We start from the raw sequence: 11,070 nt of genomic DNA, 5'->3' as shown, positions 1-11,070 counted from the left end.
CGCACGCATCCGCAGCGAACGCCAACACCGCTGGGGACAGCCGACCACGAAAGCCGCCTAACCAACCCCGCGAACGTTTGTGGTCACGGCACTAGCGAGCTTTCGTCGTCTCGACCCGGGCGATGAGCTGCTTGAGTCGCATGATCTCCTCGGTGAGCGCGATGTCGCCCGCCGCCGTGAGCGTGATCCAGGTTCGGCCACGTCGGCCGGCGTAGCCCTTCTCGACCTCGACCAGACCGGCCGACTCCAGAACACCGAGATGCTGGGACAAGTTGCCGGCGGTCAACTGCAACTCGGTGCGGAGAAAGCCGAACTCCGCCCGCCGGGCCTCGTGCACGATGGTGAGGATGCCGAGCCGTACCCGCTGGTGCACCAGGTCGTCGAGGCCGGTGACCGGATGCGCCGGCGTGGTCTCGTCAGGACCGGTCACCGGGACCGCTGCCGACGTTGCGCAAGTGCGAAACCGGCACTGCCCAGCAACAGCACGCCACCGCCGATGACCAGCATCGGCACGAACTGCCACTGGCTACGGGCTTCCCAGCCGAGGTCGATCGGCACCAGCACCACGGCGAGGTACAGCAGGGTGAACAGCAACAGGGCGAGGTGCCGCTCCAACCAGGCCAGCACGAGCAGGGCCACCCCGATCGCGCCGGCCGGTCCGAGCAGTCGGAACAGGACCTCAGCGAAGGCGGGTGGTGGCTGAACCGTCCGACCGTCGAAGATCCAGCCCGCTGCGCCGGCGTTGACGGCGACGGCGAGCACCACCAGCAGCGTGACACCGGTGAGGACGTACGGCACCACCCGGGCGTCCACACCCCGGGCTCGGGCCACTCGCACGTAGCCGGCGGCGATCACCACATACCCCAGAACCAGGGCGGCCAGCCAGTAGAACTCCGCGACCGGGAACCATGCTTCGCACACCTGAGCGCCGTCGATCGTCTGGCAGTTGCTGACGTGCGGGTCGCCCAACAGGTAGGCAGGGATCGCCCCGAAGGTCACCAGGGCCAGCACGAGCAGCGGCAACCATGTGACACGCTGGACAATTCGGACGCGGCGCGTGAGGCCGCGCAGATCCATGAGGAGGCGGCGGGGGTCACCGCCGGTGGGAAACGCCTGTGAAGTCATGCAGATAGGTTTCCATAACAAACCAATTGGCGCTAGTGACTTTGCGGCCTGGAGCGAGGCGAAGAGCAGGTGGAGACCCTCGGTCAGGGTCGGGTAAGTGAGGATCGCGTCCCGCAGAGCGGTCCACGGCATCCCGGCGAGCATGGCCAGCGTCACCCGCGGCGCGCCGTCGGGCTCCACCGCGGCTGCACGGCGGCCAGCCCAGCCCGCCAGGCGCGGCGACCCGGTTCGGCACGGAATTCGCCCGTGCCACCGCCCGCAGCTTGATCAAGTGATGAGAAGTAGGTCTCCGGACCGTCTACGACCTACTTTTCATCACTTGATCACCGCTGGTCCGCGACGCCGGCGACCCACGGCGAGCCCAGTAAGGGATCATTGGTGGATGCCCGACAACCCGCTGCAGTTCCGCGCACGGGTCCGCCATCAGCCGGATCGGTCGTACGCGGTGCTGGTCGAAGGACCTGACGGGGAGGTGCTGGTCGGCACCACCGGCAGCCTGCGGGAGGTGCGCAGCGTGGCACGCCAGGGTGCGGCCCGCCTGTTGGGCGTGCCGGCGGATCAGACCGCCAAGATTCACCTGGACGTGGTGATCCCTCAGCCGCCGTATGGGCGCGACGGGCAGTGGGTGCGCATCGTCTCGGCTGACGAGTCCACCGTCGCGGAATCCGTCGACCTCGGTCGGGCTGGCCAAGCACACTGGTTCGGCCACGAGGGCGCCTGGTTCGTCACGGTGGCCGGCTCCGGCACAGCCATCTATCCCAGCGAGCACCTCGACTTCGCCCCCGTCCTCACCAATGAGGAGGTCGACGAGCTGCGGAGGTACCTCGCTCGGTCAGCCCAGCCGCCCTCCTGAGTGGCTGAGGCGCGACCGGGCGGTCGGCCCGGGCCCGCGCGGATTCGCTCCGGGCCCGGGTGCGACCGCTGCTGAGGTCAGTGTCGGGCGGCGCCGTTCTCACTGGCCGGCTGCCCGAAGGCCAGGAACGGCACGGGCGTCGGCGCGTCCGTGCCGATGTGCCGAGGAAACGTCGGCTCGGCGTCGTCGGCGCTCGCCTCCCGGGCTGCCGTACGGTCGGGCGTCGTCGACTCGTCCGGCACCGCCGGCGCGCTGCCGTGCTCGCCGTCCGTCTGCTCGGCCGGCGGGGCCCAGTCGCCGTTCACCTGCTCGGCCGGGGTCCGGTCGCCGTTCATCTGCTCGGCTGGGGCCTGGTCGACGGGGCCACTGTCGACCGGGGCGCGGTCGGCAGTGGCGCGATCGGCGTCCGCGTCGTCCAGGGTGGGCCGCTCGGCGGGGTGCCGGTCGACGCCGACGCGGTCGCCGGTGAGCCGTTCGACGCTCACCCTCTCGGGGGTGGGTCGGTCGGCGCTGGAACGGGAACCCACCATCGGGTATTCAGCGGTGTCCGTACCGCCGGCTGCCGCGGCCATGACCGCGGCGGCGGCGAGGTCGGCCACCCGCTTCGCCTCCCGCTGTACGCGGGCGCGGACCTCCTTGGCGTGCCGCTCGGCGGAGTCCCCGGCGCGGCGGGCCTCGTCCAGCCGGGCGCTCTCGGCGGTCAGGTCCCGGCGGACCTCATTGAGCCGCTGCTGCATCCGGGACAGCTCGTTCTCCAGCGCCTCGCCCTCCTGGCGGATCTCGGCGAGCTGCTGGCGGCCGGTGTCCAGCTCGGCGTGCAGCTCGGCGGCCTCCTGCCGGCGTTCCTCAAGCTCCTTCTGCAGCGCGGCGAGCTGCTGCTGCTGGCTGGCGGCCTGCTCGTCGGCGCGGTTGCGCAGCTCGGTCACGTGCTGCTGCGCCTCGGCCAGCAGCGCGGCGATCTGCTGCTCGGTCGCGCTGCGCTGCTCGGCCAGCTCCTGTTCGGCGGCGGCCTGCTGTTCGGCGATGTCCTGTTCGGCGGCGGTACGCCGTTCGTTGACCTCTCGCTCCACGTTGGCCTGCCACTGGGCCATCTCCTGCTGGTTCTTGGCGCGGGCCGACTGGAGTTCCTGCTGGATCTGGGTACGGGCCGACTTCATCAGCGCGTCGGCGGCCACCCGGGTCTGGTTGAGCTGCTGCGCGCTCTGCTCGGTGATTCGCTTGGCCTCGTGCTGGGCGCGCTCGTGCGCGGCCTCACCGTCGGCCCGCAACTGCTCGGCGTGCTCGCGGATCGCGGTCAACTCGGCCTCGGCCAGCGTGCGCCGCTCCTCGTAGGCCTGCTCCTGCTCGGTTCGCCGGGCGGCCAGCTCCTCGGACAGGTCCTGACGTGCCTGCGCGGCCCGCTCCCGGGTGTCGGCGAGAATCCGCTCAGCTTCGCTGCGCAGCTCGTTCGCCCGGTCGGTGGCCGACTCGGTGATGATCCCGGCCTGCTTCTCGGCGAGTGCCATGATCTCGCCGACCATCGGGCCCAGATCGTGGAACGAGGCGCGGTCCACCTGCACGGGTTGCTCCTGAAGTTCGGCCAGTTCGGCGCGCAGTCGCTGCACCTCGGCGGTCAGCTCACGGACGCGGACAGCGGAGCGCCCGTGCTCTCCGCTCAGCATCGCGATCTGACCGTCGAGCTGCTCCAGGTGCCGGTCCACCTGGCGTTTGTCATATCCGCGCAGGGCGAGCTCGAAGCTCGGCCGGGAGGCCGCATCGTCGCGTGCTGCGTGCGGCTCAGCGCCGATGGACATGCACCATCCTCCGTACGATCGGGGCGTCAGGGTCGGCGGTCGCCTGCCCCGCGGGCCGTCAGTGTGGCGCAACGCTACCGCCGAGCGGACCGCATGCGAAGTCCTGCCCCAACACCTCTCACGTTGCCGCCCCGCGTTCCCCCGTTCCCGCGCCGATCAGGGACTCGTGGTGCCGGAAAGGTGGTGCTCCACCACCTTTGTCATCCAGCACCACTCCATGATCGACGCAGGTCAACGGGGGAGACGCGGATCGACGTGGCAGACGCGGGTCAGCGTCGGCGGGCGACCAGGACCGCGTCGTGGAGGGTGATCTCCTCGCCGTCGGGGTTGGTGGCGGGGCGGGAGCGTTCCTCCGCCGTCAGCACCTCCCAGCGGGCCGGGTCCAGATCGGCGGCCACGTCCTGCGCGGTGTACATCATGTCCGGCATGTGCATCCGGTGCGCCGACCCCCACAGGTCCGACGGGTGGTGCCCGACGATCAGCAGGACGCCGCCCGGTGCGACCGCCGCGGCCAACCGGCCGAACAACTCCCGCCGCTGCTCCGGGGGCAGGTGCATGAACTGCGCGGACACCAGGTCGTACGCCTCCTCGGTGGGCGGCTTGTCCCGCAGGTCGGCGTGGGTGAACTCGATCCGGTCGCCGACGCCAACGCTCTCTGCGTTCGCGGCGGCCCGGCTCAGCGCCGTGCTGGAGATGTCCACCGCCGTCACCTGCCAGCCACGCTCGGCCAACCACACCGCGTCGGCGCCCTCGCCGCTGCCCACGTCGAGCGCGCGCCCCGGGGCCAGGTCGGTGACCTCGGCGACCAGCTGCGGGTTCGGTCGGCCACTCCACACCGAGGGGCGGGACTGGTAGCGCTCCTCCCACGCCGGCTCCTCGAACGTCGTGGCCACCAACTGCCGGTACGCGGCCACCGCGTCGCGGGTCTCCTCGGCGATGAGATCAGCGTTGATCGCCGCCGCCGCGTTCAGCCCCGCCCCGGCAGACGTGATCACCTGACCGCGGATGTCGGCCACGTTGCCCGCCACCCAGACACCCGGGACGGTGGTCGCGCCGGTGCCGTCGGACGGGATCTGGGCGCCGATCACGTGCTCACCCATCGTCACCTCCTCCGGGACCAGCCCCAGCCCCACCAGCAGGTCGGCGCGGGGAGTCAGCCGCGTCGCCACCACGATCGCGTCGAGTGCCACCACCCGGCCGTCGGCGAGTCGTACCCCGGTCAGCGCGTCGTCGGTCACCTCCACCGCGGCGACCGGGCCGGGCACCACCGCGATGCTGCGGGCGGCGAGTCGCTCGGCGGTCTCAGCGTCCGGCGCCGGGGAGTCGTGCAGCAGGAGCAGCACGCTGGGGCTCCACTGTCGCCACATTTCGGCCTGGTGCACGCTCAGCGGGCTGGTTGCCAGCACGCCGATCCGTCGGTCCCGAACCTCCCAGCCGTGGCAGTACGGGCAGTGCAGCACGTCGCGTCCCCACCGCTGGGCCAGGCCGGGCACGTCGGGCAGCTCGTCGGTCAGACCGGTGGTCACCAGCAGCCGGCGGGCCCGCACGGACGCCCCGCCGTCGAGGCTCAGCCGGAACCCGTCGTCGTCCCGGGTCGCGGACGCCACCCGACCGGTGCGGAACTGCCCTCCGTACCCGGCCACCTCGGCCTGTCCGACCGCGAGCAGCTCGCCCGGCGGCGTCCCCTCCCGGCCCAGGTAGTTGTGTATCCGGTCGGCCGGCGCGTTCCGCGGCTCACCGGAGTCGATCACCAGCACCGACCGGCGGGCCCGGCTCAGCGCCAGGGCGCCGCTGAGCCCGGCGGCGCCGCCGCCCACCACCACCACGTCGTAGTTCTCGTCCACTGGTTATCTCCCTCTTGCTCCGTCGGCTGCGCCCACCATCCGTCGCCGCCGGCAAGGTGGCAACTATCCTTGCCGTTATGGCAAACGAGGACAGCGTCGCGCTGGCGGCCGTCGGCGCCCGGCTGCGTGCCCTACGTCACCAACGCGGGATCACGCTGACCCAGCTCGCCGACCTGACCGGCATCTCGGTGAGCACCCTGTCCCGGCTGGAGTCCGGTAGCCGCCGGCCCACCCTGGAGCTGCTGCTCCCGCTGGCAGGGCCTACCAGGTGGCGCTCGACGAACTGGTCGACGCCCCGGCCACCGGCGACCCTCGGGTACGCCCCAAACCGATCGTCCGGCACGGCGTGACGTACCTGCCGTTGACCCGCCGGCCGGGCGGTGTCCAGGCGTTCAAGCAGATCTTCCCGCCGGACCCGTCCGCCGGAGGCCGGATCCCGCAGGTCCACGAGGGGTACGAGTGGCTCTACGTGCTCTCCGGCCGGCTCCGTCTGCTGCTCGGCGACCGGGATCTGACGCTGACCCCGGGCGAGGTGGCCGAGTTCGACACCCGCGTTCCGCACCTCTTCTTCAACCCCGGCCCCGGCACCGCCGAAGCCCTCAGTCTCTTCGGGCCGCAGGGGGAGCGGCTGCACGTCCGCGCACGCCCGGCCGCGCCCGACACATCCGCCACACCAGCCGATCGCTGATCAACTCGGATTCCGTGAAATCGGGCCATCCCCGCCATCGGGACACCCCGATATCAGTGACCTCGTGTCGATCAAGGGCAAGACCTCCGATCCGCCGGGACGGGCATGACGGGCTCGTCGGTGCGAGGATGGCGTGATGATCGATGCGGCATCCCGCCACCGGACCGACCGGATCGAGCACCGTGACATCGTCGTCAACGAGGTCCCGGGTTTCCGTCCGCTGACGTTGGATCTTGTCGTGCCGGTGGAGGCACCCCGACCGGCCCCGGTCCTGGTGTGGATCCACGGTGGGGCGTGGCTGTTCGGCTCGCCCAAGCAGCCGCCGGAGTGGCTCATGGAGGCGGATCCGTTCACCGCCGCCATCCGGGCCGGGTTCGCGGTCGCCTCCGCGCAGTACCGGCTCAGCGGCGAGGCGCACTTTCCCGCGCAACTCGACGACGTCAAGGCGGCGGTGCGCTGGCTACGCCGACAGGGCGACACGGTTGGCGTGGACCGCGAGCGGATCGGGGTGTGGGGCGAGTCGGCCGGTGGGCATCTGGCCTCGATGGTCGCGCTGACCGGGGACGACCAGGACGACAGCCGTGTGCGGGCCGCGGTCTGCTGGTACGCGCCGTCGAACCTGCTGACCATTCAGTCGCAGGCCCATCCGGCCGGGACGATCGACCACGACGCGGCCGACTCGCCCGAGTCCCTGCTGATCGGCGCCCCATTGGCCGGGAACCCGGAGCTGGGCCGGGCGGCCAGCCCGATCACCTACGTCACCGAACAGGCTCCGCCCATGCTGCTGATCCACGGCGAGCAGGACCTGATCGTGCCGGCCGGCCAGAGCGAGGAGCTTGCCGCGGCGTTGAATGCTGCGGGTGCCGAGGTCGAGCTGTCGGTGGTGCGGGGAGCCGACCACTGTTTCGTCGGAATGCCGCTGGAGCCGCTGATCCGCGACAGCCTGGCGTTCTTCACGCGAGTCCTGACCGGCTAATGGCCTCTTCCAGCAGAGTCGTCGGCAGCCCCTATCGGGGTCTATGTAGCGGACGTGTTGTAGTGATCGAGCGTCGCCTTGGAGGTCGACGCGTCTCGAAAGACAAGTTCCCACGGACCGGTGTTTACGTCCATGTCCTTGCCAAAGCCGATCCATTTCCCGGCCATTCGACGGCCGGTCGGCTCGGCTATGAGTTGGATCGCTCCGTGGTATCTGGCGCCCCGGTAGTAGCCCGTGGAGTCGGTCTGCTCGACCCATGTGCCGGTGACGACGGCACCGTCCACGGTCAGGTCCAGCGAGAGAGACGATGACGCCGATCCGGGCAGGCTGCGCGCGGTCAGCCGATCGCCGTGTTGAAGCAGGACCACGAAGTGTTGTCCGGCGAAGGAGTCTCGCCGCCCGCTGGAGTAGTACTGGTAGCGGCTGAGCCACACCCCTTCGTACGACCGGTGGGCCGTGGTGGGCTTGGTCGTCGGCGTGGGTGTGGCCAGGCTGGACACGGGAGATGTCAGGTCGTGGCCGCCGTGCTCGTCGTCGGCGACATGCCCGCCGGGCACCGAGGCGAAGCCCAACAGCGAGATGGGCAGCCCGGTGACGACTTCCAGCGCGCGGGCGTAGACAGGGCGCGGCGCAGCGATCGCGCCAGACTCCCACCGCTGGACGAGTCTCTTGTTGGCGTCGTTGGGCTCGCCGACGCGGTGGCCGGCGGCTTGGAGCGCGCGAGCGAAGTCGTCCTGGCTCATGCGCATGCCGGTGCGGACGGCGCGCAGGGCGGTGTTGGGGGCGGCCATGACTGCCACCATAGCGAGATGTCGCCTCAATGTCGCCAGCAAAGTGGCCTGATTGTCGGCTCTTGTGCCGTCGCAGCAGGTGACGTCCCGACGTCACTGTGGATCCGCGACGGTCGGCATGCCGCCGCTTTCTACTGGCGGAGGTGGGGATGCCGGGTAAGGGCGACGAGCCGTCGGTGAGCCGTAGCGAGCAGATTCAGGCAATAGAGCGGGAAGCGGCGAAGCGGCGGCTGTTGGCCGAGGCGGAGGCGGATCGGATTCCGGTGGAGGAGACGACCCAGGCCATACCGGATCGGCGGTGGCGTCGTGGGCAGCATTGAGTTGTTGCCGGTGGGGCGGCGGGTGGCGTACTGGCGCGGTCGGCGGAAGCTGTCGCAGCAGGTGTTCGCCGACCGGCTCGGTAAGTCGAAGAGCTGGGTCGACAAGGTCGAGCGTGGCGTCCGGTCGCTGGATCGGCTGTCCACGCTTCAGGAGATCGCACGCGTGCTGCGTATCGACACCGCAGTTCTGGTCGGTCGGGATGTCGCGCCGGTCGGGGCTGCGGGTCGCGTCGAGGGCGTGGATCGGATCAGGGCGGCGCTGTCCCGGTACGACATCCCGTTGGGCAAGCCGGCGGGCCGTCCGGTGGTGCCGGCGGACCGGATGCTGCGGGATGTGGGGTATGCGTGGACGACGTTCCAGTACGCCCGCTACCCGCAGCTGGCCAACCTGGTGCCGGACCTGCTCACCCATGCGCAGCGCACGCATGCCGAGACTCCGATGTCGGGTCGGGTGCCGCTGGTCGAGGCGTACCGGATCACTGCCGCTCTGCTGATCAAGCTCGGCGACGCCGAGTTGGCGTGGCTGGCCGTGGATCGGGCGATGCTCGCCGCCACCGGCGACCGGGAGTTGGTGGCCGCCGCAGCCGTACATCTCGGCCAGGTGTTACGCGCGTTCCGCCGGACGCCGGACTGGGCGATGGTCAGGGTGGACGGCGGTGAGTCGACAGACGCATAGCCTCATGTCGATTTAGTCCAACGAAGATCAGGTCGCGTGGGCTTCGAACTGTGCGCGCCGTACCTCCGTGTTTATGATCGACAGCCCCGACCGGGGGACCCCGACATGGCCGATCGGTTCGGCCCGGAGCAGAGGTGAGGTGCGCGACGGTGATCCGCGAGGCGTACGCCTGCTGGGTGCGCGAGCCCGGTGCGGCCGAGATCCGGCCGGTGTCGCTGACCGCCCCGGGCCCCGACGAGGTGCTGGTCCGGGCCAGTTACTCCGGGGTCAGCCGGGGCACCGAGACGCTGGTCTTCGCCGGCCGGGTGCCCACCGACCAGTACGCCGCGATGCGCGCGCCGTTTCAGGAGGGCGACTTCCCGGGCCCGGTGAAGTACGGCTACCTCAGCGTCGGCGTGGTCGAGCAGGGCCCGCCGGAGCTGCTCGGGCGGACGGTGTTCTGCCTGCACCCGCACCAGAGCGCGTACGTGGTGCCGGTGAGCGCGGTGGTGCCGGTGCCGGAGGGGGTGCCGGCTGCCCGGGCGGTGCTCGCCGGCACGGTGGAGACCGCCGTCAACGCGTTGTGGGACGCGGCGCCGCTGGTCGGTGACCGGGTCACCGTGATCGGCGCGGGCATGGTGGGCTGCTGCGTCGCGACGCTGCTGGCCCGGTTCCCCGGTGTGCAGGTCGAGTTGGTCGACACCGACGCGCGCCGGGCCGGCGTGGCCGGGGCGCTCGGCGTCGACTTCGCCAACCCGGCCGACGCCCGCGGCGACCGGGACCTGGTGGTGCACGCCAGCGCCACCGCCGCCGGCCTGCAACAGGCACTGGACCTGCTCGCGCCGGAGGGCACTGTCATCGAGTTGAGCTGGTACGGCGACCGCCCGGTGCAGGTGTCGCTGGGCCGATCGTTCCACTCCGGCCGACTCACCGTGCGGAGCAGTCAGGTTGGCATGGTGGCGCCCGCCCGACGGGGACGGCGCAGCTACGCCGACCGACTGGCGCTCGCCCTGGACCTGCTCGACGACCCGGCCTTCGACGCGTTGATCACCGGCGCGTCCCGGTTCGCGGAGCTGCCCGACGTGCTCGCCCGACTCAGCTCGGGCGAGCTGCCCGCCCTCTGCCACCTCATCACCTACGACGACGGGGAGTGACAGTGTTCAGCGTGACCGTTCGGGATCACATGATGATCGCCCACAGTTTCCGGGGCGAGGTGTTCGGGCCTGCCCAACGCCTGCACGGGGCCACGTTCGTGGTGGACGCGACGTTCCGCCGGCCCGACCTGGACGCCGACGGGATCGTGGTGGACATCGGCCTGGCCACCGAGCAGCTGCGGGCCGTGCTGGCCGAGCTGACCTACCGCAACCTCGACGACGAGGCGGCCTTCGCCGGGGTGAACACCACCACCGAGGTCCTGGCGCGCACTGTCGCGGACCGACTGGCCGACCGGGTGCACGCTGGTGAGCTGGGCGCGGGGGCCCGCGACCTGACCGGCATCACGGTCACCCTGCACGAGTCGCACATCGCCTGGGCGAGCTACGAGCGGTCACTGTGACCGATGCGGGCCGGGCGGTGCATGTCGTCCTGCCCGGTGACATCGATGACCCGGCGACGCCCAGCGGCGGCAACTCCTACGACCGGCGGATCTGCGCCGGGCTCGGCGAGCGCGGCTGGTCGGTGCACGAGCATCCGGTGCCCGGTGGGTGGCCGTACCCCGAACCCGCCGACCGGGCGGCGCTGGGCGCGGTGCTCGCCGCCGCGCCCGACGACGCCGTGGTGCTGGTCGACGGCCTGATCGCCTCGACCGTGCCGGACCTGCTCGCCCCGCACGCCCGCCGGCTGCGCCTGGTGCTCCTGGTGCACCTGCCGTTCGACGACGAGGCGGAGGCCCGCGCGCTGGCCACCGCGCGGGCCGTCGTCACCACCAGCGAGTGGACCCGGCGCACCCTGATGGCCCGGCACCCGACGCTCGCCGAGCGGATCCGGGAGCCTCGCCGAGGAGTTGGCCGCGCGTGGGCACGAGGT

The 11,070-nt window shown here is 71.2% G+C and carries 11 protein-coding genes and 2 pseudogenes; 8 read left to right on the top strand and 5 right to left on the bottom strand.

All coding sequences use genetic code 11. The annotated features are described in order from the left end of the window. Positions 1 to 91: 91 nt before the first annotated feature. Together ABZU52_RS29925 and ABZU52_RS29920 are read right to left on the bottom strand one after the other, a co-directional pair. On the bottom strand, positions 92 to 430 hold the full coding sequence (locus ABZU52_RS29925) for a transcriptional regulator (protein ID WP_354974300.1): 339 nt from the start codon (positions 428 to 430) through the stop codon (positions 92 to 94). Beyond that, on the bottom strand, positions 427 to 1,125 hold the full coding sequence (locus ABZU52_RS29920; protein ID WP_354974299.1) for a hypothetical protein: 699 nt from the start codon (positions 1,123 to 1,125) through the stop codon (positions 427 to 429). The genes ABZU52_RS29925 and ABZU52_RS29920 overlap by 4 nt, the downstream gene beginning before the upstream one ends. Before the next feature lie 382 nt (positions 1,126 to 1,507). Between ABZU52_RS29920 and ABZU52_RS29915 the strand changes: the two genes are divergently transcribed. Further along, on the top strand, positions 1,508 to 1,978 hold the full coding sequence (locus ABZU52_RS29915) for a hypothetical protein (RefSeq protein ID WP_354974298.1): 471 nt from the start codon (positions 1,508 to 1,510) through the stop codon (positions 1,976 to 1,978). Positions 1,979 to 2,055: 77 nt separating this feature from the next. On the opposite strand, the gene ABZU52_RS29910 is transcribed toward ABZU52_RS29915, so the two are convergent. Both ABZU52_RS29910 and ABZU52_RS29905 read right to left on the bottom strand, forming a co-directional pair. After that, positions 2,056 to 3,771 (bottom strand): hypothetical protein, encoded by a 1,716-nt coding sequence (locus ABZU52_RS29910; RefSeq protein WP_354974297.1) that lies wholly within the window; start codon positions 3,769 to 3,771, stop codon positions 2,056 to 2,058. Between the two features lie 269 nt (positions 3,772 to 4,040). Beyond that, positions 4,041 to 5,615, bottom strand: coding sequence for a methyltransferase domain-containing protein (locus ABZU52_RS29905; protein WP_354974296.1), 1,575 nt, complete (start codon positions 5,613 to 5,615; stop codon positions 4,041 to 4,043). Between the two features lie 77 nt (positions 5,616 to 5,692). Between ABZU52_RS29905 and ABZU52_RS29900 the strand changes: the two are divergent. Then, positions 5,693 to 6,303 (top strand): annotated as a pseudogene (locus ABZU52_RS29900) (helix-turn-helix domain-containing protein). A gap of 136 nt (positions 6,304 to 6,439) precedes the next feature. Further along, positions 6,440 to 7,279 carry an alpha/beta hydrolase gene (locus ABZU52_RS29895; RefSeq protein WP_354974295.1) on the top strand — a complete coding sequence of 280 codons (840 nt, stop codon included), beginning with the start codon at positions 6,440 to 6,442 and terminating at the stop codon, positions 7,277 to 7,279. Between the two features lie 41 nt (positions 7,280 to 7,320). Here the strand turns inward: ABZU52_RS29895 and ABZU52_RS29890 are convergent, their stop codons facing one another. Further along, the gene (locus ABZU52_RS29890) at positions 7,321 to 8,070 is read right to left on the bottom strand and encodes an XRE family transcriptional regulator (RefSeq protein WP_354974294.1); all 750 of its coding nucleotides are present in this window, start codon (positions 8,068 to 8,070) and stop codon (positions 7,321 to 7,323) included. Positions 8,071 to 8,219: 149 nt separating this feature from the next. On the opposite strand from ABZU52_RS29890, the gene ABZU52_RS29885 reads away from it, so the two are divergent. From ABZU52_RS29885 to ABZU52_RS29865, 5 genes and pseudogenes are all read left to right on the top strand, one after another. After that, positions 8,220 to 8,390 (top strand): hypothetical protein, encoded by a 171-nt coding sequence (locus tag ABZU52_RS29885; protein WP_354974293.1) that lies wholly within the window; start codon positions 8,220 to 8,222, stop codon positions 8,388 to 8,390. Further along, positions 8,377 to 9,066: a helix-turn-helix domain-containing protein gene (locus ABZU52_RS29880; RefSeq protein WP_354974292.1), complete on the top strand. Its 690-nt coding sequence runs from the start codon at positions 8,377 to 8,379 to the stop codon at positions 9,064 to 9,066. Before ABZU52_RS29885 ends, ABZU52_RS29880 begins: the two co-directional genes overlap by 14 nt. 149 nt (positions 9,067 to 9,215) lie before the next feature. Beyond that, positions 9,216 to 10,199 (top strand): dehydrogenase, encoded by a 984-nt coding sequence (locus ABZU52_RS29875; protein ID WP_354974291.1) that lies wholly within the window; start codon positions 9,216 to 9,218, stop codon positions 10,197 to 10,199. Between the two features lie 2 nt (positions 10,200 to 10,201). Continuing rightward, positions 10,202 to 10,600 (top strand): 6-carboxytetrahydropterin synthase, encoded by a 399-nt coding sequence (locus tag ABZU52_RS29870; RefSeq protein WP_354974290.1) that lies wholly within the window; start codon positions 10,202 to 10,204, stop codon positions 10,598 to 10,600. Beyond that, positions 10,597 to 11,070, top strand: a pseudogene (locus ABZU52_RS29865) (glycosyltransferase family 1 protein); the annotation flags it as partial. The gene ABZU52_RS29870 and the pseudogene ABZU52_RS29865, both read left to right, overlap by 4 nt.

Source organism: Micromonospora sp. NPDC005220, from assembly GCF_040607895.1.
Lineage (GTDB): Bacteria > Actinomycetota > Actinomycetes > Mycobacteriales > Micromonosporaceae > Micromonospora.
Note: the sequence above shows the minus strand (reverse complement) of the source record. Positions and strands in the feature narration are given on the sequence as shown.